Source organism: Aeromonas sp. 1HA1 (genome assembly GCF_029237385.1).
Taxonomy (GTDB): domain Bacteria; phylum Pseudomonadota; class Gammaproteobacteria; order Enterobacterales; family Aeromonadaceae; genus Aeromonas; species Aeromonas popoffii.
Map to the genome: position 1 here is coordinate 1 of NZ_JAACGC010000061.1, position 26,930 is coordinate 26,930.

A 26,930-nucleotide genomic window follows, 5' to 3' on the forward strand; every position below is an offset into this window, starting at 1 on the left:
GGCCGCACGATGAAGAGCAAAAGTTAGCATGATCGTTACCATGTTCGGGAGTCACATAGGAGATCAGATCCTGGAAATCGGGAAAAGTGCCAATCAGTTCACAATATTTGTGTATAAGAGTCAGGCCCCGTTCTGCGCAATGCCTCGTCAGTTTCAACGAATATGAAGGTGGTGGATTCGCCCTTTCTTGACTATGTGAAGAACAAGCCGGGGATCCTCGTTTACCGGGCTAGGGATGACAATAGCCCGTCATGATCGGGCCGGGCATGAGTGAGGCGTTTAACCTGTTGGCAATGACGGGTGTAAAACGCGTGCATCCGTGAGCCGGATGCCGTCCCCCTGTGACAATGCCAGTCTGGATGGGAATGGGCCCCCGTGGGGGCGGGTTAATCGGTCAGGCAGTCGGGGTCGAACACATACTCCCCATCCAGCCAGCGCACGATTTCGTCGACGCATGCTTGATCCCGAAACGGCAGGTAGCGCGCCTTGAGGGCGGCAATCTGCTCGGAGGTGAGCTGCGCTAGCCCCAGATCCTGAAACAGCGGCAGGTCGGCCTCGATCATCGCCGAGATCTGCGGGCCACAGGTGGCGTTGAGGGCGGCGTGCAGCGCCTTGTCGGGGTCATACTGCTTGCCGAGCCGGTAGCTCATCGGCAGGGTGGCCAGCGGTAACACGGAGAGTGCCGCCTGCTTCATGGGGTTGACTGCGTGGCCTGCCACCAGTTCTGCCAGCTCGGCGGGGCGGTTCTCGAAGGCGCGCAGGTGCAGGAAGCTGCTGGCCTTGCTGCCATCGTTGACCGGGTAGTTGTCCCATAGGAAAGGCTTGCGGTGCAGCCAGTCGGCCACTTGCTTGAGGTGTGGGGCCGGGTACTCGCTGGAGCAGACTTTGGGGCCGGTCCAGAAGATGTCGATGCGCCGATCCAGCCCCTGGCCCAGATCGGTCAGATAGTGGGGTGGCATGGCGCCGAACACCTTCTCCAGCACGGGATCCGTCGAGTAGTAGCTGGGACAGAACAGCAACCGGCTGGCGCTGGTGTGGGCCGCAATGTCGTGGGCCATGGTGAGCTGCCAGTGGGCGAGATCCGGTGTATCCCCCTTCATGTCGTCAAACAGCACCGCCAGTATATCGGGCTTGAGCGCTTCGTCGATGAGCCGCACCTTCTCCAGCAGGGCCGGGCGCTTGCGGGCATAGTCGTGATGGGCGCCCATGGGGCTCAGGCCTATGCCAAAGGCGAGGCCGTTTTCACGGCACTGACGGGCCAGCTGAAGCAGGGCCTCGAGCTGGGCAGCAGGCCAGGGCTGGGTCCAGTGCTTGCGCAGATAGCCGTCTTCTTTCGGGGCATAGATGTAGAAGCCATAGCCGTGGCGGGGCAGCCACTGGGCGTAGCGGGCGCGGGCTTCCCAGCTCCAGCCCTTGCCAAAGAATCCCTCTATCAATCCCAGCTGGGGTGAAGGGGGTTGCAGGCCAGACAACAGAGTTTGGTAAGGCATAGATAACTCCCTTCTCGCTGGGAACGGGTCGGACGAACAGCGTCAGACCGGGTCTTCTTCCTGAAAGCGCACCCCTATCTTGCGGGGCTCACCCTCTTCCATTTCGGCCACGGTCCAGATCAGTCCCTGCCATTCAAAGTGGTCGCCGACAACCAGATTATCGCCCAACTGGTCGGCAATAAAATGGCCCAGTGTCTGATCCGCCACCTCGCTCACATCCAGCCCGTAGAGGGGGGCCAGATCCACCAGATTGGCGGCGGCTTCCAGCAGGAAGTCGCCGAAGAAACGCGGCCCCAGATCCTGCTCGGGCGCCTGGCTGAACAACTGGCCGAGGGCAGGCAGATCCCGTTCGTGGCCGATGACGCAGAGGATGTCATCAGATTGCAGGCAGGTACTGCCCGAGGGGTGGAGCAGCTCCTGATCCCGGAACAGGGAGCAGATGCGGGTCCCCTTGGGCATGCGCAGATCCCGCAGGGGCGAGCCGATGCACCACTTCTCTGCGCTCAGGCGGTAGACGAAGGTCTCCCATTGGCTGTCCAGGTCTATCTCGAGCCCGGAGCGGTTGATGGGGGACGGCGGTGCCGGTACTTCTACCCGAGCCAGCCTGGATGCCAGCGGCAGCGAGCTGCCCTGCAATATGAGGGAGACCAGCACCACGAAGAAGGCCACGTTGAAGTAGAGCTGGGCGTTGGGCAGCCCCGCCATCATGGGGAAGACCGCCAGTATGATGGGCACGGCGCCGCGCAATCCGACCCAGGAGATAAACCAGCGCTCGCGGGGGGCGAAGTTCTTGAATGGCAGCAAGCCAATCCAGACCGAGACAGGGCGGGCGAACAGTATCATCCACATGGCCAGCGCCAGCGCCGGCAGGGCGATGGGCAGCAGTTTGTGGGGCGAGGCGAGCAGCCCCAACACCAGAAACATGCCGATCTGGCTGAGCCAGGTCAGGCCATCCAGTACGGACAGCGTGGTGCTGCGGCTGCGCAGTGAGAGGTTGCCGAGCAAGAGGCCGGTGAGATAGATGGCGAGGATGCCGCTGCCCCCCACCGCCGTGGTGAGGGCGAAGATCAGCAGACCGCCGCTGACGGTGAGCAGCGGGTAGAGGCCGGGGGCCAGCCTGGCGCTGTTGATGAGGCGCCAAAGCAGCCAGCCGCCACCAAGACCTATGCCTGCGCCCAGCCCAAATTGCTTGCCGAGCTGCAACAGCAGGAAGCTCCAGTCCAGCCCTTGCTGCTGGGTGGCGAGGATCTCAATCAGGGTGACGGTGAGAAACACCGCCATGGGGTCGTTGCTGCCCGATTCTATCTCAAGGGTGGCGCTGACCCGCTCGTTCAGGCTGCGTCCACCGAGCAGGGAGAAGACGGCCGCCGCATCGGTGGAGCCAACGATGGCGCCGATCAGCAGACCTTGCATCAGGCTGAGATCGAACAACCAGGCGGCGATGAAACCGGTCAGGCCCGTGGTGATGGCTACCCCCGCGGTCGCCAGCGAGAGTGCCGGCCAGAGCGCCACCCGAAACGAGGAGACCCGGGTGCGCATGCCGCCATCAAGCAAGATGATGGCGAGCGCCAGGTTGCCGACCAGATAGGCGACCGAGTAGTCAGCGAAATGAATGCCGCCCGGGCCATCTTCCCCAGCCAGCATGCCGACCGCGAGAAATATCACCAGAATGGGGATGCCGAGACGAGAGGAGAGCGTGCTTAACAGGACACTGGCTCCCACCAACAAGGCCGCGATTAAAAAGAAACTGTTGATGGTGACGGCATCCAATGGCGAACTCCTTCTGTCAAAATGCAAATCAGGCACATTATATGCAGTTTGTTGGGCGCTGTGTGGCTTAATTGTGCATTAATTTGCAGTTTTTTACATTTTCGGTGCGCGTGTGACGGGGCAATTTGCACCGAAAAAGGCTGGATGCGAGGGGTGTAAAGGGGGGCTTAATGTGAAACGGTTCACAAAATCGACCTGGCTTGGGGGCGGCCTGCCAGCCAGGTTTCCCACAAGTAGCAGGGGCGCCGTAGTGGCGCCCCTAGCGGGCTGAGAGGACGGTCAGTCATCCTCGTCGTCTTTGACTTCCCTGATCTTGTCCTTGTAGTCGGGCAGCTGTTTCTCAAGCCGCTTCATGTCCTTGATGGCATTGAGAAACATGCCGAGCAGGAACAACAGCGGCAGGCCTATCCATAACCACAGATTCATGATCTTTTCCTTTCATCGGGACAGAGGGTGACATAACGGGCCAAAATCTCGTCAAGATGGGCCAGTATGGTCGACTTACCTTCAATATCCGCCTGTTGCAGACAAAGCACCAGCGCATCCGGATCCAGCCGTTGCTCGGTGGACTCCAGTGCGAAGCTGATATGCCAGGGTTCGTAGGCGACGCCACTGCCGGCTCCCGCCGGTTTGGCGTAAGGCAGGAAGAAGCCGAAGTCGTTCATGTGATCGCTCAGCCAGTCGCCCAGATCGGCAAACCAGCCGCCCTCCTCATACTCCCAGGGCTCCAGCGCCAGTCGGGTGTCGGCGGGCAGACAGTCTGGGTCGTAGATGTCCAGATCCGTCCCCCAGTGGTGACGGCTGGTACCGGGCAGGGCACTCCAGCGCAGGATGGCGTGCAGCCGTTCTGTGTCGCTCAGTTGCAGGGTATCCAGCGGCTGGTTGTTGGCATCCAGCAGGGGCCGCTCGCCACGCCACTTGCCATTCCAGATGGCGAGCTGACGGTCGAACCCGCGCCAGCTGGAGGCCGCCTGCAGGTTGTGCCCCTCATGGGCGGCGGCCACCTGCATGTCGTTGAAGGCCGCCGCCGTGGCCGCGGTCAGACGATGGGGCCCGCGCCCCACCAGAATGAGGTGGTGCTCGTCTCGCCCCAGCAGTTGATCCTGTGTCATGCCCATCCCCGATCTGGTGTGCTGTTGAGCGGGATACCCGCAAGCCCGCGTTGAAGAGGTGTCATGCCAGCAACCGATCCAGTATGCCCTGGTACATGTCGGCCAGCAGATCCAGATCCCCGGCCTTCACGCACTCGTTCACCTTGTGGATGGTGGCATTGACAGGGCCGAGCTCGATCACTTCGGCGCCAGTGGGGGCGATGAAGCGCCCATCCGAGGTGCCGCCCGTGGTGAGCAGGGCCGGTTGCTGGCCGTTCACCTGTTCGATGGCCGCGACGGCTGCATCGAGCAGATCGCCGGTATCGGTCAGGAAGGGCTGGCCGGAGAGGGTCCAGTCAAGCTGGTAATCCAGCCCGTGCCTGTCCAGCAGTGCCTCGACCCGTTCGCGAATATCCATGTCGGTCAGTTGTGTGCTGAAACGGAAGTTGAACTGGACTTGCAGCTCGCCGGGAATGACGTTGGAAGCGCCTGTGCCCCCCTGAATGTTGGCGATCTGGAAGCTGGTGGGCGGGAAGTAGGCGTTGCCTTCATCCCACACGGTAGCGGCGAGTTCCGCCAGCGCCGGCGCCGCCTTGTGAATGGGGTTGTCCGCCAGATGGGGATAGGCCACGTGGCCTTGCACCCCGCGCACCAGCAGATCGCCGGTGATGGAGCCGCGTCGGCCATTTTTCACCACATCGCCTACCACGGCAGTGGAGGAGGGCTCGCCGACGATGCACCAGCGGATCTTCTCGTGGCGCGCCTCCAGGGTATCTATCACCCGGGTGGTGCCGTTGATGAAGGGCCCCTCTTCATCCGAGGTGATGAGAAACGCGATCGACCCTTTGTGATCCGGATTGGCTGCGACGAAACGCTCTGTGGCCACCACCATGGCGGCGAGCGACCCTTTCATGTCAGCTGCGCCACGCCCGTAGAGCACGCCATCCTGAATGGTCGGCTCGAACGGCGGTGTGTGCCATTTGTCCAGCGGTCCGGCGGGCACCACGTCGGTGTGCCCCGCGAAGCAGAACAGGGGGCCTTCGCTGCCACGGCGAGCCCAGAGGTTGGTGGTGTCTTCAAACACCATGGGCTCAATGACAAAGCCGAGGCGTGCGAGGCGCTCAGCCATCAGGGTCTGGCACCCTTCATCCAGCGGGGTAACTGAGGGGCGGCGGATCAGATCCTTGGCCAGTGCGATGACATCCGACATCGGTGTTCCTTAACAGAAAAGTTTAACGAGAGAGCAGAGATTGGTAGTGGTCAGCCTTGAAACCCAGGGTCAGTTCGCCGTCCCTGTCGAGCAAGGGGCGTTTGATCATGGCCGGGTGTTCCAGCAGCAGGGCGCGGGCCTTGGCGGTGTCTAGCCCCTGTTTGGCCTCATCTGGCAGGGCGCGGAAGGTGGTACCTCGGCTGTTGAGCAGCGCTTCCCAGCCAAGCGTTGCCAGCCAGCTGTCCAGCGCGGCAGGATCCAGCCCATCGGCGCGATGGTCGTGAAAGCGGTAGTCGATGCCAGCCTCATCCAGCCACTTGCGGGCCTTCTTGATGGTGTCGCAGTTTTTGATGCCATAGAGGGTGGTGGCCATGGGGAGTCCTTATCTGCGGGCGCGGGCCCTTGGAGCTGAAACGTGAAGTCGGCAACTTGAGATCTGAATGTGACATCAAGCAAAGGCCTGATTCTGGCATTGTGGCTATCCCATGGCAACGGCGGAGCCGCACCTTGGGTGATTTTCCGCGGGCGAGCGGGCAGTGGAAACAGAGCCCGGCGCCCTGGGCGCCGACGAGATCAATGCTCGCGCTGGGATTGGCACCAGAGGTGCAGCTCGGACTCGAACCAGTTGAGCATGGCGTGGTTGTCGTCGCGGCGATGGCGGATCAGGCTGACTTCAAAGGTCGGCAGGGCGAAGCGGGTCTCGAACTCCACCAAACCCAGCAGCGGCATCAGCGGTCGCAGTACCCTGGCGGGAGAGGTCAACAGCAGGGACGCGTAGGGCAGGATGAAGGGCGCCGCCAGAAAACTCTGCACTATCAAAGGGGTATGACGGGTCATGCCGTGGGCGGCCAGCAAGTCATCGACTATGCCCCCTTCGCTGCCGCGGGGGGCAACCAGCAGGTGCTGGGCCTTGGCGAAGGATTCAATGCAAAGCACCTGGCCCTGGAACGGGTGGCTGTGGTGCGCGGTACAGATCAGCTTGTCTTCAAACAGCGGGATGCGACGAAAACGGCCGGGCACCTCATCCTGTTTGTTAATCACAATGCTGATGACCCCCTCATCGAGCTGACGCTCGTAATCCGCATTGAGGGGCACCATGTGGAGGCGCAGGTTGGGCGCTTGCTGCTGCAGGTGGGCCAACAGGCTTGGCATCATCACGTACTCCACGTAGGTGTGGGCACCGATGCGCAGGACGCCCTCGAACTGGCCCGGATCGAGCTGCTCCGGCTGGCTGAACGTCTGCTCTATGTCGTGCAGTATCTCCCGCAGCGGCAACAGCAGCGCCTGTGCCCTGGCGGTGGGTTCCATGCCCTGGGGGGTGCGGATCAGCAAGGGATCGTCATAGAGCAGCCGCAGGCGAGCCAAGGCACGACTGACGGCTGGCTGACTCATGGCGAGTCGCTCGGCAGCCTTGGTGGTGTTACGTTCCTCCAGCAGCGCCTTGAGCACCACCAGCAGGTTGAGGTCGACGCCTCTTAAATTCATTCTGTGCATAATGGAATGCTAATAAATCATTTCCTTAAGCAGGGCCTTCACTTTAGTCTCATTCCCCGTCGATGGTCAGCATGAAGCATGAATAAATCAGCGATTTATACACACCCATGTTGTCCTGTTACCTCTTTCGCGTGGTGCCGGGGGTGGCAAGATTCGACAGCCTGAACTCTTTACTCTGGTCATCCAGAGCGTTGCTTGCTTAGTACCCGCCTTCGAGGCGGGTTTTTTTTGCCTGCGGTTCAGTTGAGCGGGCCCGAAGAAGTACAAAACGCGCCACCGGGCGCGTTGTTGTGATGATGCTATGACTCAGGACGTAACCGGCCACTGGTAGTCGAACACCTTGGCACGTTCCCAGGGGGCGTCCGGCAGACTGGAGGAGAGGCCGGTATATTTGCCCACATCATCCACCACTATGGTGGAGAGGATCGGCAGCTGGTGCTCGGTGCAGTACATACGGATGCGTTGCAGCAGGGTGCGCAGCTCATCCTGGCTATGCTCCAGCCCGGCCTGCCTGGCCAGTTTGGAGTAACGAATGGTGGTGCGTTCCTTTGCAGACTCGACGAGGATGTCCCATAGCTTGTAGTCGCTGGTGGTCATACCCGCGGTGGCTTGGCTTGTCATAATTCTCTCCGGTGCGAAATGGTCGCTGTGTCGATGCGCATCTTGGCCAGTTCACTGGCCCCTGACGTTGATCCAAAGCAAAAAAGTCCGATGTTATCCATCAGAACGGGTGGCAAAGGGATTCTAAAGGGTTGCCTTTAGTTTGAACGACCATTTTTTTGTTAAGTTGGTAGCATTTTATGTCATAGCAACGTGGCAAAACCACATTTATTGACAGGGATCAAGGGGAAAGCGAGGCCTGACCATTAGGGGGTATCGTCATAAGATTGAGGCTCATAAATGCTACCCAGGCAGGTAAAGGCATAGTGTCTGCAAATAGCGGCAGGAAATTGCTGGGTAATAGAGAGGGGGAGAAAAGAGCAGGCCCCTGCAGCGGGGGCCTGTCTGGCAATTACGTGATAAACGCGACTGCGATTACAGCAAAATGGTGGTCAGCAGATAACCCAGGGCGCAGGAGCTGCTTACCCCGATCAGCCCCGGAATGATGAAGCTGTGGTTGATGATGAACTTGCCGATGCGGGTGGTGCCGGAGCGGTCGAAACCGATACAGGCCAGATCGCTCGGGTAGGTCGGCAGCACGAAGTAGCCGTAGCTGGCCGGCAGGAAGGCGATCAGCAGTTTCGGCTCCACGCCCAGCGCCAGCCCCATGGGGGCGATGGCGGTCAGGGCAGCGGCCTGGCTGTTCACCAGCTTGGAGATGAGGAACAGCACCAGGGCGTAGGTCCAGGGCTGGGCCTGTACCACGTGGGCCAGGGTCTCTTTGAGCAGCGGCATGTGCGCCTGGAAGAAGGTCTCACTCATCCATGCCACCCCGAACACGGAGAAGATGGCGACCATACCGGCCTTGAACACGGGGCCGTTGGAGATCTCACCCGGCTTGACCTTGCAGCGCATCAGAATGATGGCGCCAGCGATCAGCATCATCATCTGGATCACCAGGTTCATGGAGAGCGGGCCAGTTTTGTCCTTGATGGTGAACACCGGACGCAGACCTTCGTTGGCACCGAGCAAGACCACGGCAGCGATGGCGGCGAAGAAGATCCAGGTAGACCAGTAGGCCTCTTTCGGGAACTTGGTGTTGAGCAGAGTTTCACCACCGCCATAGATGAAGGTGCGCTGCTCCGGATCCTTGATCTTGGCCTGGAACTCTTCGTCCTGGTCCAGATCCTTGCCGCGACGCAGGCTCCACAGGGCCGCCATGACCACACCGGTCAGGGAGGAGGGGATGGCGATCATCAGGATGTCGAGCAGGCCGTAAGCCTGACCGATACCGTGACCGGCCGCCAGAATGGAGACCATGGAGACCACGGCAACGGAGACCGGGGAGGCACAGATCGCCATCTGGGAGGCAACGGATGCTACGGCCATCGGACGCTCGGGACGGATGTTCTTCTGCAGCGCGATGTCAGCGATGATGGGGAACATGGTGTAAACCACGTGGCCGGTACCGCACAGGAAGGTAAGGGTCCAGGTGGTGAGCGGCGCCAGGATAGTGATGTATTGCGGGTGACGGCGCAGCAGACGCTCGGCCACCTGCATCATCAGGTTGAGGCCACCGGCGGTCTGCAAGGTGGCGGCACAGCCGATCACCGCGAGTATGGTCAGCATGACCTGAACTGGCGGTTCGCCCGGCACCAAGCCGAAGACGAAGGTCAGCAGGAAGAGACCGATACCACTGATGAGACCCAGTCCCATGCCCCCAAAGCGGGTACCCAGCAGCAAACAGCCGAGTACCACCAAAAATTCCATCAAGATCATTCCATTACCTCGTGTGTTTTAAGCCATGTGAGTGTTGTGTTGGGCTCATGGACCGGGATTGTCTGTTTTTATTTAGCCCTAAAGGGTTAGAGGGTATTGTGCCTGCCTAACAGAGGTAAAAATTTGAGGTACTTCAATAACTCATCGTTTTTTGATTTAACTGCATAAAAACCACGTATTAACATCATTGTTATTTGTAGTGCCAGTAAACGGTACCGTACGGGGCTCTATGTGCCTCAGAGGGGCAAGGGGAATGGCGAGGGACCTATGGGGGGAGCGGGCGGCGTGCTTCATTGTGGCGGTCAGCGGGGCGAAATGCCGCTGCCTGGATAACAAAAAGCCGACCCTGGGGTCGGCTTTGTCGGCAAGTGGCCGTAATCAGAACTCGGCGGTACGCGGGGTACGCGGGAAGGGGATCACGTCGCGGACGTTGCCCATGCCGGTCACGTAGACCACCAGACGCTCGAAGCCCAGACCGAAACCGGCGTGGGGTACGGTACCGAAACGACGCAGGTCACGGTACCACCAGTAATCTTCCTTGTTCAGCCCCATCTCGGCCATGCGGGCATCCAGCACCTCAAGGCGCTCCTCACGCTGGGCACCACCGATGATCTCGCCGATCCCGGGTGCCAGTACGTCCATGGCGGCCACGGTTTTGCCGTCGTCGTTGAGGCGCATGTAGAAGGCCTTGATGTCTTTCGGGTAGTTCTTCACCACCACAGGCGACTTGAAGTGCTCTTCGGCCAGATAGCGCTCGTGCTCGGAGGAGAGATCGATGCCCCAGGAGACAGGGAACTCGAAAGTCTTGCCACAGTTCTTCAGTACTTCGATGGCATCGGTGTAGTCGATCTGGGCAAAGTCGGAGGAGACGAAGCGTTCCAGCCGGCCGATGGCATCCTTGTCGACGTGCTGGGCAAAGAACTCCAGATCGTCGCGACGCTCAGCCAGTACGGCGTTGAAGACGTATTTGAGCATGGCTTCGGCCAGGGCGGCGTTGTCGTCCAGGTTGGCGAAGGCAATTTCCGGCTCTACCATCCAGAACTCGGCCAGGTGGCGGCTGGTGTTGGAATTTTCGGCGCGGAAGGTGGGCCCGAAGGTGTAGACCTTGGAGAGGGCACAGGCGTAGGTTTCGACGTTCAGCTGACCGGAAACGGTCAGGAAGGTCTCCTTGCCGAAGAAGTCCTTGTCGTAGTCGACCTTGCCGGCGTCGGTGCGCGGCAGGTTTTCCAGATCCAGGGTGGAGACGCGGAACATCTCGCCGGCACCTTCGGTGTCCGAGGCGGTGATGAGCGGGGCCGCAATCCACAGATAACCCTCTTCGTGGAAGAAGCGGTGGATGGCTTGTGCCAGGCAGTTGCGTACCCGGGTCACGGCACCGACTATGTTGGTGCGCGGACGCAGGTGAGCCTGTTCACGCAGGTACTCTATGCTGTGGCGCTTGGCAGCCATGGGGTAGGTGTCCGGATCTTCGACCCAGCCCACGACGTTGACCTCGGTGGCTTGCAGTTCGAAAGCCTGGCCATTGCCCTGGGAGGCGGCAATCACACCGGTCACTTCCACGGAGCAAGCAGTGGTCAGACGCAGCACTTCATTCTCATAATTGGCCAGGGTATTGGGGACAACCGCCTGTACCGGATGGAAACAGGAGCCATCGGAGACGGCCAAAAATGAGATCCCCGCCTTGGAATCACGGCGAGTCCGGATCCACCCTTTGACTGTCTGGGTGGTGCCAACCGCATATTTACCGGTCAGCACATCTACTACGGATGCGTGCGTCATCGAAATATTGTCTCCAGCTTGTTCTTGCAGCGCTATTTGCAACACTAGGGGTCTGGCCCGGGCATTGATTGGCCCATCATGGCAGACTAAGCCGTCAATCTTACCCGCGCGGGTTTGATAAACAAGCAAAAATGTCGGACTCTGGAGGGGTTTTGTGCCCGGATCACCTCATGACCGGGCCGCTTGGGTGGGGGATGGGTGTGAAAGAGCGGCGACATGGACCTGACCGGTTGACCCGGGTGTTGCAGGGATTGGTGATCCTCTGCTGGGGCGGCTTCATCGCCTTGCTCTCCCTCTATCACTTCGCGCGGCCGCAGATCGCCTACGGTTTTCTGATCTATGGCGGGGTCAAGGTGCGCCAGAGCTGGGATCCCGTGCTGACCCCCTGGCTGGAGCGCGGGCTCTGGGGTTGCTCTGTGCTGACGCTGGTGGTCTTGCTGTTTGAACGGCAACGTTGCCGCCGCCAGGAGGATGTCGGCCGGGTGCATCTGGCTATCTTGTTGCTGATCCTCATCGCCAGTTTGCTGTTCTACTACGCGGGTTAATCCTGCGGTTTGTCCTGCTTCCCCTGAGCGGTGGGGCGCTTGCCCAGCTGGCGCTCCACGCTGTCGAGCATCTGGTTGTAGGCCAGTGCCACCCGACCTATCTCATCCCCGTCATCCCCCTCCAGCCGGTGGCCGAAGTCGTGCTGATCGGTGGCCTCTTCCATTGAGCGTGTCAGCTGGTTGAGGGGGCGGACTATCCAGGTGCGGATGACCCAGAGGGTCAGCAGCAGCCCCATCCCGAAGATGCTGGTGAGAATGAGTGCCGAGGTGAGAATGTTCTGCTCAACCCGGGTAAAGAGGGAGTCGAGGGAGTAGTCAAAGCGCACCGCACCGAGCACAGTGTTCTCCGGCACCAGATGACAGCTGGTGCAGTCGGTGCCGCGAAAATCTTTTTTTGCCAGCAGCGGTCGGGTCACGACCAGCCGGCTGTGCATGTCATCGTGCACCACCTCCAGACTGCCCTTGCCCGCCAGCGCCAACTCATCGAACTCATCTTTGCTCTGTTCGGTTGCGCGCCCTGGCCCGAACTGTTTGCTCACCGCCTCGCCACGGACGATGCGGGCATCCTCCACATGGGCGTGCTCGAGGAATTTGTTTCGCAGTGTGTCGCGGGCGTCCATCTTGCCGGTCAGCATCAGCATGTTGAGGCCATCGAAGTAGGCTTCGCTCTGCTCGCGGCTCTGCTCCTTGATCAGGGTCAGGATGAGATCCCGCTCGCGCACGGCCTGATAGGCTGCGGAGAAGACCAGCACCATGGAGAAGATGAACAGCAGGAAGAAGTTGATTTTGGCAGCAATGGAAAGGCGCATGGGAACGGTACATCTGTTGGGTAAAACCCGCGCAGTCTACTCGCACCGGTCGTTCGGGTCTGGTGCCTTGCTCACATTCTAATGAAAAAGAGTCAATAGGCCCTGCATTCTCATGCAGGGCCTATTCATTCAGGCTCAGAATTCGCCGCTGGCGATGGCCTCATTGATGGCGCCGGTCAATACCCTCAGCTCCTCGGGGGTGATGACGAAGGGGGGCATCAGGTAGATGAGTTTGCCAAATGGCCGGATCCAGGCTCCCAGCTCGACGAACTTGCGCTGGATGCGGGCCACGTCCACCCGCTCTTTCATCTCCACCACGCCGATGGCGCCGAGTACCCGCACATCGGCCACGGCCGGGTTGAGGGTCAGCGCGACCAGTTCGGTCTTGAGCTGATGCTCGATGGCCTGCACCCGCTCGGCCCAGGGGGAGGCGAGCAGCAGATCGATGGAGGCGTTGGCCACGGCGCAGGCCAGCGGGTTACCCATAAAGGTGGGACCATGCATAAAGACCCCCGCCGTGCCGTCACAGATAGTGCGGGCAACATGTTCGGTGGTCAGGGTCGCCGAGAGGGTGAGATAGCCGCCGGTGAGCGCCTTGCCCAGACACATGATGTCGGGGCTGATCCCCGCCCAGTCGCAGGCAAACAGCTGGCCTGTGCGACCAAAGCCGGTGGCGATCTCGTCGGCAATCAAGAGCACGTCGAACTCGTCGCACAGGGCGCGCACCCACTGCAGGTAGCGGGGATGGTAGAAGCGCATGCCGCCCGCGCCCTGCACTATGGGTTCGAGGATGATGGCCGCGATCTCCTGGTGGTGGTCAGCCATGAGCGTGGCCAGCGCCACCACGCTCTGCTCGTCCCACTCGGCGTGGAAGCGGCAGCTCGGTGCCGGCGCGAAATGGTGCTCCGGCAGGAAGCCTTTATAAAGCTCATGCATGCCGCCATCCGGGTCACAGACGCTCATGGCGCCGAAGGTGTCGCCGTGATAGCCGCCGCGCAGGGTGAGGAACTTGGCTCTGGGCGTGCCTCTGGCGTGCCAGTACTGCTGGGCCATCTTGAGCGCCACTTCCACCGCCACCGAGCCGGAATCTGCCAGAAATACCCGATCCAGCTTAGCTGGCGTGATCTCCACCAGCTTGCGGCACAGCTCGACCGCCGGGGCATGGGTCAGACCGCCAAACATCACGTGAGACATCTTGCCGAGCTGGTTGGTGGCGGCCGCGTCCAGTTCAGGCACTTGATAACCGTGCACGCAGGCCCACCAGGAACTCATGCCATCCACCAGTTCGCGGCCGTCGCTGAGGGTGATGGTTACCCCTTTGGCGCTGGCAACTTCATAGCAGGGCAGGGGATGGGTCAGGGAGGTATAGGGGTGCCAGATGTGGTGCAGGTCGAATTCTTGGTTGGTCATTATGTGTTCTGTTGTCAATTAGTTTGATCTGGTTGGTGTTGACAGTCTACGCGCGCTCTCTACACTAGCCAACAATTTCAGCCACTTGGCTTTGCCCATTCAGAGGGGCAGGCACAGCGGCGGGTTTTGTGTTCGCTCATCCGGGATGGCCGGCGCAGGATCCCACTTATCACAACCGGAAGCCATGTATGAATGCTCTCACCCCGGGCGACCACGCCCTTCGCCACGACTGGACCCTGTCCGAGGTTCAGGCCCTGTTTGCCCTGCCCTTCAACGATCTGCTGTTCCAGGCCCAGACCGTACATCGCGCCCACTTCGACCCGAACGAGGTGCAGGTGAGCACCTTGCTCTCCATCAAGACCGGCGCCTGCCCGGAGGATTGCAAATATTGCCCCCAGAGCGCCCGTTATCATACCGGGCTTGAGACCGAGCGGCTGATGGAGGTGGAGAAGGTGCTGGAGCGGGCCCGCGAGGCCAGGGCCAACGGCTCGTCCCGTTTCTGCATGGGAGCCGCCTGGCGCAACCCCAAAGAGAGGGACATGCCCTATATCCTACGGATGATTGAGGAGGTGCGCGGGCTGGGGATGGAGACCTGCATGACCTTAGGGATGCTGACCGCCGATCAGGCGGCGCGTCTTGGCGCTGCGGGGCTCGATTACTACAACCACAACCTCGACACCTCGCCGGAGTTCTACGGTGAGATCATCTCCACCCGCACCTATCAGGACAGGCTCGATACTCTGGAGCATGTGCGCGGCGCTGGCATGAAGGTCTGCTCCGGCGGCATCGTCGGCATGGGCGAGCAGGCCAAGGATCGGGCGGGTCTGCTGATGGCGCTGGCTAACCTGCCACGCCACCCGGAGAGCGTGCCCATTAACATGCTGGTTAAGGTGAAGGGGACGCCGCTGGAAAACGAAGAGAACCTCGACCCGTTCGAGTTTATCCGCACCATAGCCGTGGCGCGGATCATGATGCCCGCCTCCCATGTGCGCCTCTCCGCCGGGCGAGAAAAGATGAACGAGCAGATGCAGGCCATGTGCTTTATGGCGGGGGCCAACTCCATCTTCTACGGCTGCAAACTGCTGACCACCCCCAACCCCGATGAAAACAGCGACATGCAGCTGTTCAAGCGACTCGGCATTCGCCCCGCTCAGCGGGCCCAGAAGCCGGATCAGGTACAAGAAGAAGAGCTGCTGGCCGAGGTGGGCCGCCAGAACGCGCCGGATGAGATGTTTTACGATGCTACCCGTCCACGTGCAGGCGTCGTGCGTCCATGAAGAGCCCTGTGGTAACGGGCCCCTTTGCGTTGGGCGCGGCGCTGGCCGGGCGCGAGCAGGCCGCTTTGCTGCGTCGCCGCATCGCGACGCATGGCAGTGTGGCTGGGCGGTTGCAGGTCGACGGGCGCGACTACCTCAATTTTTCCGCCAACGACTATCTGGGGCTGGCGGATCACAGCGCCATCAAGGCCGCCTTCAAAGCGGGAATTGACTGCTATGGCACGGGATCTGGCGCCTCGCCGCTGGTCACCGGTTACAGCCGGGCTCACCAGCAGCTGGAAGAGACGCTGGCCGAGTGGCTAGGTGTGGAGGCGGTGCTGCTGTTCAACTGCGGTTTTTCCGCCAATCAGGCGGTGCTCAAAGCCCTGCTGGGCAAGGCGCATCGGCTGTGGCAGGACAAACTCAATCATGCCTCCCTACAAGAGATGGGCAGCCAGCTGCCCTGCAAGATGACGCGCTTCGGTCATAACGATATGGCCGCGCTGGCAAGTCAGCTTGAGCCCGGTCGGGGGCTGATCGTCTCGGAAGGGGTGTTCAGCATGGATGGGGATCAGGCTCCCTGGGCTGAACTCGCCCGTCTCGCCGCCCAGAGCGGCAACTGGCTGATGATCGACGATGCCCACGGGCTTGGCGTGCTGGGGCCACAAGGGCGCGGCACCCTGGCGGCGCAGAGGGTGGATCCGGCCAGCGTGCACATCCAGATGGGCACCTTTGGCAAGGCGCTCGGGGTGGCCGGTGCCTTTGTGGGCGGCAGTCGCGAGTTGGTGGACTATCTGGTCAACTTTGCCCGCCACTACGTCTACAGCACCCATATGCCGGCCGCGCAGGCTTGCGCCGTCAGCAAGAGCATCGAACTGGTGCGCGCAGCCGACGAGTCCCGCGCCCATCTTGCCCAGCTGATCGCCCGCTTTCGGCAGGGCGCTGCTGCCCTTGGCTGGCAGCTGGGCACGAGCGACACCCCGATCCAGCCGCTGCTGGTGGGAGAGAGTACCGTTGCCCTGCAGCTGGCCGAACGACTGCGCGCATTAGGGCTCTGGGTCACCGCGATTCGGCCACCGACAGTGCCGGTGGGCACGGCGCGGCTGCGCATCACTTTGAGCGCGGCCCACCGGGAACAGGATGTAGACCGCCTGCTTGAGGCCCTTGGCCCTTGCACCCTGTCGGCCACGGGTAATGAGGATGCCGCAGACCCGAGAGGTGCTCGCCATGCATGAGCGTTTCCAGTCGGTCGACAAGGCCCAGCTGGCCCGTCGCTTCGGTGCGGCCGCCCGTCACTACGACGCCCACGCCTGCTTTCAGCAGGAGGTGGGGCTGGCGCTGCTCAAGCGGATGACAAACGCCTTGCCTGCGTCGGAGCCGGATCATGGGGGGCAAGGGGATACTTTGGCAGATGCCTTGCCGGGATCAGGACTGGATCTGGGGTGTGGCACCGGGTTCTTCCTGCCGCAGCTCGCCCGCCGTTGTCACCGGCTACATGGACTGGATCTCGCTCCCGGCATGTTACAGCAGGCGGCCCTGCGCGGCAGTGGTGCTCATCTCCTGTGCGGCGATGCGGAGCAGTTGCCCTTTGCCGATAAGAGTCTGGATTGGGTCTTCTCCAGTTTGGCCTTACAGTGGTGCGAGCGTCCGGCGCAGGCCTTTGCCGAGCTGCATCGGGTGCTCAAACCCGGTGGTCAGCTGTGGTTCTCGACCCTGCTCTCTGATTCGCTTTGGCAATTGCGTGAGGCCTGGCGCACGGTTGATGACAGTGCCCATGTCAATCGCTTCCTCAGCCTGCCACAATTGCACGATGCTATCGCCGCAGGGGGCTTCACCGCCCCTCGTCTCGAGAGCCTGACCTGGTCGCTCGCCTATCCCGAGCTGACCGGTCTGCTGCGCGATCTCAAAGGGATAGGGGCCAGCCAGATCAATGACGAGCGCCAGCCTGGTCTCAGCAGCCGGCAGCGTTTGCAGCGCCTTAGCCTGGCTTATGAAGCCTACCGCCAGCCGGACGGCAGGCTGACCGCCAGCTATCAGGTCTGTCTGGGGCAAGTGGGTCGCCGATAAGCCGGTCCGGGTTTGAGCGGGCTGTGGTTCTGCTACGCTGCCTGAAAGAGTTGATACGCAGGTGAGCTTGCTCCCACCAGGGGGAGCCACCTGATTTGTGTTGAGGAGTTATCATGGTTAAATCCTTCTTTATCACGGGCACGGACACCGATGTGGGCAAGACGGTAGTCGCCCGTACCCTGTTGCTGGAATTTGCCGCCCACGGCATCCAGTGCGCCGGTTACAAGCCGGTCTCCGCCGGTTGTGCCCGTACCCCGGATGGACTGCGCAACCTGGACGCAGTGCTGTTGCAGGAGGCCGCGAGCCTGCCTTTGCCCTACGATCTGGTCAATCCGTTCGCCTTTGAACCGCCCATCGCGCCCCATATCGCCGCCAGCGAGGCCTGTGAGGCCATCACGCTGAAAGGCTTGTCCGATGGCTTGCGCCAGATAGAGCAGGCCGGTGCCGAGCTCATCGTCGTGGAGGGGGCCGGGGGGTGGTTTTTACCGCTGGATCGCAGGTACCTGCTGTCGGACTGGGTCAAGCAGGAGAACATGCCGGTGATCATGGTGGTGGGGGCCAAGCTGGGTTGCCTCAACCATGCGCTGCTCACCTTTGCCGCCATTCGCAACGACCACCTGCCGGTGGCGGGCTGGGTCATCAATCGGTTGCACGGCTCCATGAGCCACTACCAGGAGAATCTGGACACGCTCAGGGGCTTGCTGCCTGCCCCATTTTTGGGTGAGATACCCTTTGTAAACAATCCACTCGATGCCGATCTGAGCGGGCGTCTCGACATTTCGCCCCTGCTCTGATGACGACATTCAGCGAACATTCATCGAATCTATATATTATGTTGGGCAGGTGTGGTCCCGGCAGGCAATGAAGCTGTGCGGGGCCACGCATCCATATCTCACAAGGAGTCAATAATGAAGCGAATTACGCTGTTCCTGGTGACCAACCTGGCCGTCATGCTGGTGCTGGGGGTGGTACTCAATATCCTGTTCTCGGTTCTGGGGATCAACAAGTCCAGCATTTCCGGTTTGTTGATGTTTTGTGCCGTGTTCGGTTTTGGGGGTTCCTTTATCTCCTTGCTCATGTCCAAGTGGATGGCCAAGCGTAGCTATCGCGTCCAGGTCATCGAGCAACCCCGCAACGAGACCGAGCACTGGTTGGTCAGTACCGTGGCCCGTCAGGCCCGTGAAGCGGGCATCAAGATGCCGGAAGTGGGGATCTATGACTCCCCCGAGATGAATGCGTTCGCCACCGGTGCCCGCCGCGACGACTCGCTGGTCGCTGTCTCCTCCGGCCTGCTCTACAGCATGAGCCGGGACGAGGCGGAAGCTGTGCTGGCTCACGAGGTGAGCCACGTGGCCAACGGCGATATGGTGACCCTGACCCTGATCCAGGGGGTGGTGAACACCTTCGTGATGTTCTTCGCCCGTATTGTGGCCGGTCTCATCAGCAACTTCTTCAGCTCCAACAACAGCGAAGAGAGCAGCAACTCGGGTGGCTTTGCCTACATGATCACAGTGTTCGTGCTGGAGATGCTGTTCGGCGTGCTGGCCTCCATCATCGTCATGTGGTTCAGCCGTCAGCGTGAGTTCCGCGCCGATGCCGGAGCTGCCAAGCTGGCTGGCCGCGACAAGATGATTGCCGCGTTGCAGCGCCTCTCCCGCGGGGCCGAGCCGCAGATGGAAGGTGCCATGATGGCCTTTGGCATCAATGGCAAGCGCTCCGTGAGCGAACTGTTCATGAGCCACCCGCCCATCGAGCAGCGCATCGCCGCCCTGCGCGGTTGATCTCGCCAGTTCCTACCAAACAAAAACGGCTGCCTCGGCAGCCGTTTTTTATTGTCCGCGCTTTAGCGCTGCCCGATCACCAGATCGGTCAGCGGCACCGCGCAGCAGGTGAGGATCTTGCCCTCGGCCCGCTCGGCGGCTGTGATGGCGGGGGCATCCGGGTGGTCAACATCACCGGAAACCAGCATCTGCTTGCAACTGCCACAGATGCCGGCGCGGCAGCTCCAGGGCAGCTCCACTCCCTGCTTGTTGGCCTGATCCAGCACGGTACCCTGATTGTTGCCTGTGAAGGTCTGGGTGCCGATGCGCAGCTGCACAGCCTGATGGGGGCGTGCCACCGAGAGAATGGCGCCGCCAAAGCTCTCCTGGCGGATCCGTGCGGCCGGTACGCCGAGGGCCGCGATTCTGGCTGCGGCATCGGCCATAAAGCCGTGGGGACCGCAGATAAAGACCTCTCTCCCGACCAGCCCTTTGACCCGTCGCAGATGCTCATCATTGAGTCGCCCTTGCAGCCCCTGCCAGTGGCTATCTGGCTGGCTCAGGATCAGGGTGAGCGTCATGCCCTGCTGCGCCATGGCATGCAGTTCGCTGGCGGCGGGAATGTCCGCTTCGCTGCGGCACAGGTACATAAAGTGAACATGTTCCAGCTCCCCGCGCAGGGCCAGGGTGCGGGCAATCGCCAGCATGGGGGTGACGCCGGAGCCTGCCGAGAGCAACAGGAGATTGCGCTCGCCGCTCAAGTGAAACTCGCCTGCGGGATTAGCGGCCAGCAGCCGGTCACCCACCTGCATCTGCTGGTGCAGCCAGTGGGAGATGCGCCCCCCCTCTACCTTCTTGACGCTGATGCTGTAACGCTCCGGTTGAGCCGGTGTGGAGCTCAGGGTATAGCGCCGTTGAATTCGCTCGTTTTTGATATCGAGGCTGATGGGCAGATGCTGGCCCGGCAGGTAGTCGGGCAGGGGCTCGCCATCGGCCGCCTCGAACCAGAAGGTCTCCAGATCCCGCGCCAGCGGCTCGCGGGCCACGCAGACCAGCTCCCGCTTCTTCGGCGCGGCGGCGGGATAGACCACCGGACGGGTGCGCTCCAGCACCTCGATCTCACTGCCCGCTTCGATCCACCCCTCGTTCAGCGCCACCAGATTCTGGCCGAAATAGACCTCGCCATCCTCGCCACGGCGGTAGCGGGTGAGGGTCGCCAGCGGCTCTTTCAGGGCATTGAAGCGCTCGGTGCCCGCTTCCACCGTGGTCATGATGCAGCGGCTGCAGGGTTTGTCGACCCGAAACTCCACCTCGCCGATGCGAATACGCACCCAGCTGTCCTCTTCGAAGGGCCGGGTGCCGCTCGCCACCAGATTGGTGCGGAACTGGCTCATCTGGTGCAGGGCATCGGAGCGCAGGTTGAGATCCTCAAGGGAGGCTTGGCTGATCAGCAGCAGCGGATAACCGTCGGCAAAGCTGACCCGAGTGCCGGTTTTTTCGCGAAAATGGTCAGAGGTTTCACCTAGCCACAGCAGCTGCACCGTTTCCCCTGCCACCTTGCTCAACCATGCATCGGCTTGAGGGTCGGTATGCAGGGCGGTGAAGCGATCGCCCCAGACCCCGGTGGCCTGCGGGGTGCGACTGAAGTCGGCCTCTTGCAGGGTCAGCGGTTTAAAGCCCGGATAGCGCAGTTGCAAGCCGCCTTCGATGGGAGTGGCGATCACCTGCTGCAGCTGGGGATGGGTGCGGGCGGTGATAAAGGTGCCGTCCGGTTTGACCACCATGTAGCGGCGATCCCCTGCCAGTCCCTCTTCGGTCACCTGCGCACGGGTCAGTGGCATGCCTGCCGTCGATTTGATGGGGTAGAGATGAATGCTGTCGAGTGTTGGCATGTTCGAGTCCTTGTGCAGTGGCCTGTGCAGATGAAGAGGGGGCAAGATAACGGTTCCCGCCCCGTGCAGCAATCCCTGCATGGTCGCCGCACGGCGCAGTTCTCACATGGCAATCCGGCGCCGACGGCATACTCTCTGCCCTCGGTCGGCGAACCGCTCAACGCCATCCTGTATTCAATTGGGCAAGATGTTACAGGGGTCACGTTTCGGGCTCCAGACCCCATAAAGTGCAACATTTTTTGATCCTGATTCGCTAGTCAGTACAAAAAAGCCGCCATTATCGACTCAGTTCCCAGTTTCTAACGCTTTCGCTTCTTCCCTCATCCGGCCACCGTCCGCTTCGGCTACACGGTATCAAGTGCCATCGGATAGGGCCTGTCACACAAAAAGAAGAAAGCAATGTATGAGCAAACAACTGGATATGACCCCACAGCCGGATCTCTCCCAGAAAACGGGAACAGGCCCGGTGCGTACCCGACTACCCGTCTGGCGGCCGGCCCTGCCACCTTGCAACCACGCCTGCCCGGCCGGCGAGAACATCCAGGCCTGGCTTGCCCTGGCCGAAGCGGGCCGCTTTGAAGCGGCCTGGCAGACCCTGATCGAAGAAAATCCCCTGCCTGCCGTCCATGGCCGGGTCTGCTATCACCCCTGCGAGAGCGCCTGCAATCGCGCCCAGGTGGATGATGCCGTCTCCATTCACGCCATCGAACGCTTCCTCGGCGACGAGGCGCTGGCCCGGGGTTGGCTGCCCGCGCAGCCTGCCCCTGCCAGCGGCAAGAAGGTGCTGGTGATCGGCGCCGGTCCCTCCGGCCTCTCTTGCGCCTGGCACCTCAACCGGCTCGGTCATCAGGTGGAGATCCGTGAAGCGGGCCTACTCGCCGGTGGCATGCTGCGCTTTGGCATCCCCGCCTACCGGCTGCCCCGCGATGTGCTGGATCGAGAGGTGGCCCGCATCCTGGCCGCTGGCGTCACCCTCACCCTCAATCACAAGGTGGAAGATGTGCTGCGCGAGCGCGACGAGGGGGGCTTTGATGCCGTTTTTATGGCCATCGGCGCCCATCTGGCCAAGCGGGTCGATATTCCGGCCCGGGAGGCGGGCAAGATCCTCGATGCGGTGAGTTTCCTCGAACAGGCGAGTCTGGCCGAAGAGCAGGGCTTGCCGCCCCCCAAACTGGGACGGCGGGTGGCCATCTACGGCGGCGGCAATACCGCCATGGATGCGGCCCGTACCGCCCGTCGTCTTGGCGTTGAAGAGGCGATGATCATCTATCGGCGCGACCGGGACCATATGCCTGCCCACGCCTTCGAGGCCCTTGAAGCCGAGGAGGAGGGGATCAAGATCAACTGGCTGCGCACGATTCGCCAGCTCGACAACACCAGCATCGAAGTGGAGGTGATGGCGCTGGATGAGCATGGCAAGCCGGTGCCCACCGGCCAGTTTGAAACCCTGGAAGCGGACTCCCTCATTCTGGCGTTGGGTCAGGAGGTTGATTTGAGCGTGCTGGAGAGCATCCCCGGCGTGCGAGTCAACAAGGAGGGGGTTGTGCAGGTGGCCGACAATCTCATGACCGATGTCCCCGGGCTGTTTGCGGGCGGCGACATGGTGCCCTCCGAGCGCACCGTCACCATCGCCACCGGCCACGGCAAGAAGGCGGCGCGCCATATGGATGCCTGGCTGCGCGGTCGCCACTATCAGAAGATGGTCTCCTACCCGCTGGTAGGGCCACAGCAGTTACAGCTCTGGTTCCAGACCCACGCGCCTGCCAGCAGCCAGCCGGTCAAACCGGCGTGGGCGCGGGACGACTTTGGCGAGATCATCGGCGGACTGGACGAGACGGCCGCCCGCTACGAGGCGGCGCGCTGCTACTCCTGCGGTAACTGCTTCGAGTGCGATGGCTGCTACGGCAGCTGCCCCGAGCAGGCCATCGCAAAGCGGGGGCCTGGCCACGGCTATCGGGTGGATGTGGATCGCTGCACCGGTTGCGGCGCCTGCCACGATCAATGCCCCTGCCACGCCATCGAGCTGCGCCAACCCGAGGAGTCCCAATGAAACATGAACTGATCATGGTCGACGGTAACGAAGCCGCGGCCCGGGTGGCGTACCAGCTGAGTGAAGTGTGCGCCATCTATCCCATTACCCCGAGCTCGACCATGGCCGAGCTGGCCGACGCTTGGGCAGACGAGGGGCAGACCAATTTGTGGGGCAACATCCCCACAGTGGTGGAGATGCAGAGCGAAGGGGGGGCGGCCGGTACGGTACACGGCGCCCTGCAGGCGGGGGCGCTCGCCACCACCTTCACCGCCAGTCAGGGGCTGATGTTGATGCTGCCCAACATGTACAAGATCGCCGGGGAGTTGACCGCGGCTGTGTTCCATGTGGCGGCCCGTTCGCTGGCGGCGCAGGGGCTCTCTATTTTTGGCGACCATCAGGATGTGATGGCGGCGCGCAGCACCGGCTTTGCCATGCTCGCTTCCGGCTCGGTGCAGGAGGCGCAGGACCTGGCCTTGGTCGCCCACAGTGTCACCCTGCAGTGCCGGGTGCCCTTCATCCACTTCTTCGACGGCTTTCGCACCTCCCACGAGGTGAACAAGATCACGGCCCTGCATCGGGATGAGATCCGGGCGCTGATCGACAACGATTGGGTTCGGGCTCACAGGGCCCGGGCGCTCAACCCGGATCATCCGGTGATGCGCGGCACGGCCCAGAACCCGGACACCTATTTCCAGTCCCGCGAGAGCGTCAACCCCTTCTACGAAGCGGTGCCAGCGCGGGTGCAGCAGTGCATGGACAAGCTCGGCGAGCTGACGGGCCGCCACTACCGGCTGGTGGAGTACCACGGCGCAACCGATGCCACCGACGTCATCGTGCTGATGGGATCGGGGGCGGCCACCGCCCGCACCACTGTGGATTGGCTCAACCGGCAGGATCGCAAGACCGGGGTCTTGGTTGTGCGCCTCTATCGCCCTTTCCCGGTACAGGCGCTGCTCGATGCCCTGCCTGGGAGCGCGCGCCGCATTGCTGTGTTGGATCGCACCAAGGAGCCGGGGGCGGGCGGCGAGCCGCTGCTGCTGGATGTGCAGAGCGCGTTGATCGACGGCTTGCAGCGCGGCCTTATCAAGCGGCTGCCGTGGCTCAGTGGCGGTCGCTATGGCCTCTCTTCCAAGGAGTTCACCCCCGCCATGTGCGCGGCGGTGTTCGAGGAGTTGGCCTGTGATGCGCCACGCCCCCGCTTTACAGTGGGGATTGTCGATGACGTGTCGGGCCTCAGTCTGGCCTGGCACCCCATCGGCGATCTGGAGCCTGCCAGCCGGGTGCGGGCGCTCTTCTTTGGCCTCGGTGCCGACGGCACGGTCGGTGCCAACAAGAACAGCATCAAGATCATCGGCGAGCTGGAGGGCTTCCACGCCCAGGGCTACTTCGTCTACGACTCCAAGAAGTCGGGCTCGCGTACCGTCTCCCACCTGCGCTTTGGCCCCGAGCCTATCGACGCCCCCTGGCTTATCGAGCAGGCGGGCTTTATCGGCTGTCACCAGTGGAGCTTCACCGAGTCGGTGGACTTGCTGGAGCATGCCGCCGAAGGGGCGACCCTGCTGCTTAATGCCCCCTATGAGGCTGACAAGGTGTGGGGCCAGCTGCCCGAGCGGCTGTGCGCTCGCATTCGCGCCCTCAATATCCAGCTCTACTGCATCGATGGCGATCGGGTGGCCGAGCAAAACGGCATGGGCAATCGCATCAACACCATTATGCAGACCTGCTTCTTCGCGCTGTCCGGGGTGTTGCCACGGGATGAGTCCATTGCCCTTATCAAGGAGAGCATAGAGAAGAGCTATGCCCGCAAGGGGCCCGAGGTGGTGGCGCGCAACTTTGCGGCGGTGGACGATACCCTGGCTCACCTCTGCAAGGTGGCGATCCCGGCCGGTGACGAGCAGATCAGCGACTACCCCTTGCCACTGGCCCCGGGGGGCAGCGAGTTTGTCCAGCGCGTCACCGGCGAGATGCTGGCGGGGCGCGGCGATCTCATACCCGTCTCCATGCTGCCGGTGGATGGCACTTACCCCACCGCCACCAGCCGCTTCGAGAAGCGCGATATCGCCCGGGAGATCCCTATCTGGCACTCCGATATCTGTATCCAGTGCGGCAACTGTGTCTTTGTCTGCCCCCATGCGGCGCTGCGGGCCAAGTTCTACCATCAGGACTGGCTGGCGACCGCCCCCGAGGCGGCCCAGTCGGTGCCCGTCACCGCCAAGGGCTTTCCCGACAGCCGCTACACCTTGCAGCTCTATCCGGAGGATTGCACCGGCTGCGGCCAGTGCGTGCAGGCCTGTCCGGTGCGAGCCGAGGCTGATGAGGAACACGAAGGCACGCGTGCCATCACCATGCTGGACAAGGCGCCGCACCTCGCCGGTCAGAAACAGGCGCTGCGCTGGTTCGAGAGCCTGCCCTGGCCTGCCCGCGAGCGGGTGGATTTCTCCACCGTGCGCGGTGCCCAGTTCCTCGAACCCCTGTTCGAGTTCTCCGGTGCCTGCGCCGGTTGTGGCGAAACCCCATACCTCAAGCTGCTGACCCAGTTGTTTGGCGATCGCATGCTGGTGGCCAACGCCACCGGTTGCTCCTCCATCTATGGCGGCAACCTGCCGACCACCCCCTGGGCCAAGAACGCGGAAGGCAAGGGGCCGGCCTGGTCCAACTCCCTGTTTGAGGACAACGCCGAGTTCGGCTTTGGCTTCCGCCTCACGGCTGATCAGCATCATGGTCAGGCGGTGGCCGCCCTTAAGGCGATGAAGGGGGAGCTGGGGGAGGCGCTGGTCGAGTCGCTTATCAGCGCCCCGCAGCGGCTGGAGTCGGAGATCCGCGCCCAGCGGGGCAGGGTGGCCCAAGTGCGCGAACGGCTGGAGGAGGTAAACTCGGGGCAAGCCCGCGAGCTGCTCTCCTTGATTGATCAGTTGGTGCGCCGCTCGGTCTGGATCGTCGGCGGCGACGGCTGGGCCTATGACATCGGCTCGGCGGGGCTCGATCACGTGCTTGCCTCCGGGCGGGATGTGAACGTGCTGGTGATGGATACCGAGGTCTACTCCAACACCGGCGGCCAGATGTCGAAATCGACGCCGCTCGGTGCCGTCGCCAAGTTTGCGGCGGGGGGCAAGACGCTGGCCAAGAAGGATGTGGCGTTGCAGGCCATCTCCTACGGCAACGTCTATGTTGCCCGTATCGCCTTTGGTGCCAACCCGCAGCAGACGCTGCAAGCGCTGCGCGAAGCTGAGGCCTATCCTGGCCCCTCGCTCATCATCGCCTACAGCCACTGCATCGCCCACGGCATCGATATGGAGCTGGGGCTGACCCAGCAGAAACGGGCGGTGGACTCGGGCCACTGGCCGCTGCTGCGCTACAACCCGGTACTGCGCAGTTTGGGGCAGAACCCCTTTAGCCTCGACAGCCTGCGCCCCTCCATTCCCCTTGCCGAGTACAGGGCAGAGGAGAACCGCTACCGGGTACTTGCCCAGAGCCACCCGGAGGAGGCCGAGCGGCTGATGCAGGTGGCGCAAAAAGTGGCCTGGCAGAAGTGGGCCACCTACGAGGAGATGGCCACCCGCGAGGCCAGCCATTTCCATCCGCCGGTGTGAGGATGGGATGAGTGAAATATAACCAAGCGGGCCAGTGGCCCGCTTTTTTGTATCTAGTGGTTACGGGATTTCAATAGAGGAAAATATCCATAACTTCGGATGGTCAGTGTTGTGATTGTGATGATAACATTATGAAAATAAAGGAAAATGGCTATCTTACTAGATGTGGATTAGCAGGATGCATAGCACATCAAAAATTTGGTAAATTGGTATTTTTTCATTTTAAAACTGTAAGCGCCGTTAAATCGACCTACTTGCCTTTACCGTATTGCGCCACTTTTTTTGCAATCGGCTCCAGCGGGACGTTCCATGGCAGCAGGGCTTCGAGCTTTTCCAGGGTATCGGCCTCGCCAATC

The 26,930-nt window shown here is 61.8% G+C and carries 21 protein-coding genes and 1 pseudogene; 9 read left to right on the forward strand and 13 right to left on the reverse strand.

Going from position 1 to position 26,930, the window contains the following annotated elements:
• Positions 1–103: 103 nt before the first annotated feature.
• Positions 104–255: pseudogene (locus tag GWQ22_RS21900) on the forward strand (N-acetylmuramoyl-L-alanine amidase-like domain-containing protein); the annotation flags it as partial.
• 131 nt (positions 256–386) lie between these two features.
• Here GWQ22_RS21900 and GWQ22_RS16545 read toward each other — a convergent pair.
• The 10 genes from GWQ22_RS16545 to asnS all read right to left on the reverse strand — a co-directional run bounded on the left by GWQ22_RS16545 (position 387) and on the right by asnS (position 11,213).
• On the reverse strand, positions 387–1,490 hold the full coding sequence (locus tag GWQ22_RS16545) for a beta-N-acetylglucosaminidase domain-containing protein (protein ID WP_275930985.1): 1,104 nt from the start codon (positions 1,488–1,490) through the stop codon (positions 387–389).
• 42 nt (positions 1,491–1,532) lie between these two features.
• Complete coding sequence (locus GWQ22_RS16550) at positions 1,533–3,260, reverse strand: potassium/proton antiporter (protein ID WP_042036948.1); 1,728 nt, start codon at positions 3,258–3,260, stop codon at positions 1,533–1,535.
• A 279-nt stretch (positions 3,261–3,539) separates the two neighbouring features.
• Positions 3,540–3,686 carry a hypothetical protein gene (locus GWQ22_RS16555; RefSeq protein ID WP_157013375.1) on the reverse strand — a complete coding sequence of 49 codons (147 nt, stop codon included), beginning with the start codon at positions 3,684–3,686 and terminating at the stop codon, positions 3,540–3,542.
• Positions 3,683–4,372, reverse strand: coding sequence for a M15 family metallopeptidase (locus tag GWQ22_RS16560; protein ID WP_275930986.1), 690 nt, complete (start codon positions 4,370–4,372; stop codon positions 3,683–3,685). The genes GWQ22_RS16555 and GWQ22_RS16560 overlap by 4 nt, the downstream gene beginning before the upstream one ends.
• 61 nt (positions 4,373–4,433) lie before the next feature.
• Entirely contained in the window at positions 4,434–5,561 is a 1,128-nt protein-coding gene (dapE, locus tag GWQ22_RS16565) for a succinyl-diaminopimelate desuccinylase (RefSeq protein ID WP_108535526.1), read from the reverse strand.
• Positions 5,562–5,583: 22 nt separating this feature from the next.
• The gene (locus tag GWQ22_RS16570; RefSeq protein ID WP_108535525.1) at positions 5,584–5,934 is read right to left on the reverse strand and encodes an ArsC family reductase; all 351 of its coding nucleotides are present in this window, start codon (positions 5,932–5,934) and stop codon (positions 5,584–5,586) included.
• A 200-nt stretch (positions 5,935–6,134) separates the two neighbouring features.
• Positions 6,135–7,046, reverse strand: coding sequence for a LysR family transcriptional regulator (locus tag GWQ22_RS16575; protein ID WP_275930994.1), 912 nt, complete (start codon positions 7,044–7,046; stop codon positions 6,135–6,137).
• Between the two features lie 315 nt (positions 7,047–7,361).
• Positions 7,362–7,676: a hypothetical protein gene (locus tag GWQ22_RS16580; protein ID WP_042036944.1), complete on the reverse strand. Its 315-nt coding sequence runs from the start codon at positions 7,674–7,676 to the stop codon at positions 7,362–7,364.
• Positions 7,677–8,090: 414 nt separating this feature from the next.
• Positions 8,091–9,434: an anaerobic C4-dicarboxylate transporter gene (locus GWQ22_RS16585; protein WP_042036941.1), complete on the reverse strand. Its 1,344-nt coding sequence runs from the start codon at positions 9,432–9,434 to the stop codon at positions 8,091–8,093.
• Positions 9,435–9,812: 378 nt separating this feature from the next.
• Complete coding sequence (gene asnS / locus GWQ22_RS16590; protein ID WP_275930987.1) at positions 9,813–11,213, reverse strand: asparagine--tRNA ligase; 1,401 nt, start codon at positions 11,211–11,213, stop codon at positions 9,813–9,815.
• 194 nt (positions 11,214–11,407) lie between these two features.
• Here asnS and GWQ22_RS16595 point away from each other — a divergent pair, with 194 nt between their 5' ends.
• Positions 11,408–11,758 (forward strand): hypothetical protein, encoded by a 351-nt coding sequence (locus GWQ22_RS16595; RefSeq protein ID WP_042036931.1) that lies wholly within the window; start codon positions 11,408–11,410, stop codon positions 11,756–11,758.
• On the opposite strand, the gene GWQ22_RS16600 is transcribed toward GWQ22_RS16595, so the two are convergent.
• Together GWQ22_RS16600 and bioA are read right to left on the reverse strand one after the other, a co-directional pair.
• Complete coding sequence (locus GWQ22_RS16600; protein WP_042036831.1) at positions 11,755–12,567, reverse strand: HAMP domain-containing protein; 813 nt, start codon at positions 12,565–12,567, stop codon at positions 11,755–11,757. The genes GWQ22_RS16595 and GWQ22_RS16600 overlap by 4 nt on opposite strands.
• Positions 12,568–12,702: 135 nt before the next feature.
• Positions 12,703–13,977, reverse strand: coding sequence for an adenosylmethionine--8-amino-7-oxononanoate transaminase (gene bioA / locus GWQ22_RS16605; protein WP_275930988.1), 1,275 nt, complete (start codon positions 13,975–13,977; stop codon positions 12,703–12,705).
• 188 nt (positions 13,978–14,165) lie between these two features.
• Between bioA and bioB the strand changes: the two genes are divergently transcribed.
• The 5 genes from bioB to htpX all read left to right on the forward strand — a co-directional run bounded on the left by bioB (position 14,166) and on the right by htpX (position 19,081).
• The gene (gene bioB, locus GWQ22_RS16610) at positions 14,166–15,254 is read left to right on the forward strand and encodes a biotin synthase BioB (RefSeq protein ID WP_275930989.1); all 1,089 of its coding nucleotides are present in this window, start codon (positions 14,166–14,168) and stop codon (positions 15,252–15,254) included.
• The gene (gene bioF, locus GWQ22_RS16615) at positions 15,251–16,468 is read left to right on the forward strand and encodes an 8-amino-7-oxononanoate synthase (protein WP_275930990.1); all 1,218 of its coding nucleotides are present in this window, start codon (positions 15,251–15,253) and stop codon (positions 16,466–16,468) included. Before bioB ends, bioF begins: the two co-directional genes overlap by 4 nt.
• On the forward strand, positions 16,461–17,300 hold the full coding sequence (gene bioC / locus GWQ22_RS16620; protein ID WP_275930995.1) for a malonyl-ACP O-methyltransferase BioC: 840 nt from the start codon (positions 16,461–16,463) through the stop codon (positions 17,298–17,300). The genes bioF and bioC overlap by 8 nt, the downstream gene beginning before the upstream one ends.
• Before the next feature lie 113 nt (positions 17,301–17,413).
• Complete coding sequence (gene bioD, locus GWQ22_RS16625; RefSeq protein ID WP_042036838.1) at positions 17,414–18,094, forward strand: dethiobiotin synthase; 681 nt, start codon at positions 17,414–17,416, stop codon at positions 18,092–18,094.
• Positions 18,095–18,208: 114 nt separating this feature from the next.
• Positions 18,209–19,081 carry a protease HtpX gene (htpX, locus tag GWQ22_RS16630; RefSeq protein ID WP_042036839.1) on the forward strand — a complete coding sequence of 291 codons (873 nt, stop codon included), beginning with the start codon at positions 18,209–18,211 and terminating at the stop codon, positions 19,079–19,081.
• A 62-nt stretch (positions 19,082–19,143) separates the two neighbouring features.
• Here the strand turns inward: htpX and GWQ22_RS16635 are convergent, their stop codons facing one another.
• Positions 19,144–20,952 carry a hybrid-cluster NAD(P)-dependent oxidoreductase gene (locus GWQ22_RS16635; RefSeq protein ID WP_275930991.1) on the reverse strand — a complete coding sequence of 603 codons (1,809 nt, stop codon included), beginning with the start codon at positions 20,950–20,952 and terminating at the stop codon, positions 19,144–19,146.
• 403 nt (positions 20,953–21,355) lie between these two features.
• On the opposite strand from GWQ22_RS16635, the gene GWQ22_RS16640 reads away from it, so the two are divergent.
• Both GWQ22_RS16640 and nifJ read left to right on the forward strand, forming a co-directional pair.
• Positions 21,356–23,002: an NAD(P)-binding protein gene (locus GWQ22_RS16640; protein ID WP_275930992.1), complete on the forward strand. Its 1,647-nt coding sequence runs from the start codon at positions 21,356–21,358 to the stop codon at positions 23,000–23,002.
• Positions 22,999–26,574, forward strand: coding sequence for a pyruvate:ferredoxin (flavodoxin) oxidoreductase (nifJ, locus tag GWQ22_RS16645; protein WP_275930993.1), 3,576 nt, complete (start codon positions 22,999–23,001; stop codon positions 26,572–26,574). The genes GWQ22_RS16640 and nifJ overlap by 4 nt, the downstream gene beginning before the upstream one ends.
• Positions 26,575–26,930: the final 356 nt, after the last annotated feature.

Bases quoted from the DNA above. Each gene is read 5' to 3' on its own strand.
- GWQ22_RS16545 (WP_275930985.1), bottom strand. From the start codon at position 1,490: ATGCCTTACCAAACTCTGTTGTCTGGCCTGCAACCCCCTTCACCCCAG.
- GWQ22_RS16555 (WP_157013375.1), bottom strand. From the start codon at position 3,686: ATGAATCTGTGGTTATGGATAGGCCTGCCGCTGTTGTTCCTGCTCGGC.
- GWQ22_RS16560 (WP_275930986.1), bottom strand. From the start codon at position 4,372: ATGACACAGGATCAACTGCTGGGGCGAGACGAGCACCACCTCATTCTG.
- dapE (WP_108535526.1), bottom strand. From the start codon at position 5,561: ATGTCGGATGTCATCGCACTGGCCAAGGATCTGATCCGCCGCCCCTCA.
- GWQ22_RS16570 (WP_108535525.1), bottom strand. From the start codon at position 5,934: ATGGCCACCACCCTCTATGGCATCAAAAACTGCGACACCATCAAGAAG.
- GWQ22_RS16575 (WP_275930994.1), bottom strand. From the start codon at position 7,046: ATGAATTTAAGAGGCGTCGACCTCAACCTGCTGGTGGTGCTCAAGGCG.
- GWQ22_RS16580 (WP_042036944.1), bottom strand. From the start codon at position 7,676: ATGACAAGCCAAGCCACCGCGGGTATGACCACCAGCGACTACAAGCTA.
- GWQ22_RS16585 (WP_042036941.1), bottom strand. From the start codon at position 9,434: ATGATCTTGATGGAATTTTTGGTGGTACTCGGCTGTTTGCTGCTGGGT.
- asnS (WP_275930987.1), bottom strand. From the start codon at position 11,213: ATGACGCACGCATCCGTAGTAGATGTGCTGACCGGTAAATATGCGGTT.
- GWQ22_RS16595 (WP_042036931.1), top strand. From the start codon at position 11,408: ATGGGTGTGAAAGAGCGGCGACATGGACCTGACCGGTTGACCCGGGTG.
- GWQ22_RS16600 (WP_042036831.1), bottom strand. From the start codon at position 12,567: ATGCGCCTTTCCATTGCTGCCAAAATCAACTTCTTCCTGCTGTTCATC.
- bioA (WP_275930988.1), bottom strand. From the start codon at position 13,977: ATGACCAACCAAGAATTCGACCTGCACCACATCTGGCACCCCTATACC.
- bioB (WP_275930989.1), top strand. From the start codon at position 14,166: ATGAATGCTCTCACCCCGGGCGACCACGCCCTTCGCCACGACTGGACC.
- bioF (WP_275930990.1), top strand. From the start codon at position 15,251: ATGAAGAGCCCTGTGGTAACGGGCCCCTTTGCGTTGGGCGCGGCGCTG.
- bioC (WP_275930995.1), top strand. From the start codon at position 16,461: ATGCATGAGCGTTTCCAGTCGGTCGACAAGGCCCAGCTGGCCCGTCGC.
- bioD (WP_042036838.1), top strand. From the start codon at position 17,414: ATGGTTAAATCCTTCTTTATCACGGGCACGGACACCGATGTGGGCAAG.
- htpX (WP_042036839.1), top strand. From the start codon at position 18,209: ATGAAGCGAATTACGCTGTTCCTGGTGACCAACCTGGCCGTCATGCTG.
- GWQ22_RS16635 (WP_275930991.1), bottom strand. From the start codon at position 20,952: ATGCCAACACTCGACAGCATTCATCTCTACCCCATCAAATCGACGGCA.
- GWQ22_RS16640 (WP_275930992.1), top strand. From the start codon at position 21,356: ATGAGCAAACAACTGGATATGACCCCACAGCCGGATCTCTCCCAGAAA.
- nifJ (WP_275930993.1), top strand. From the start codon at position 22,999: ATGAAACATGAACTGATCATGGTCGACGGTAACGAAGCCGCGGCCCGG.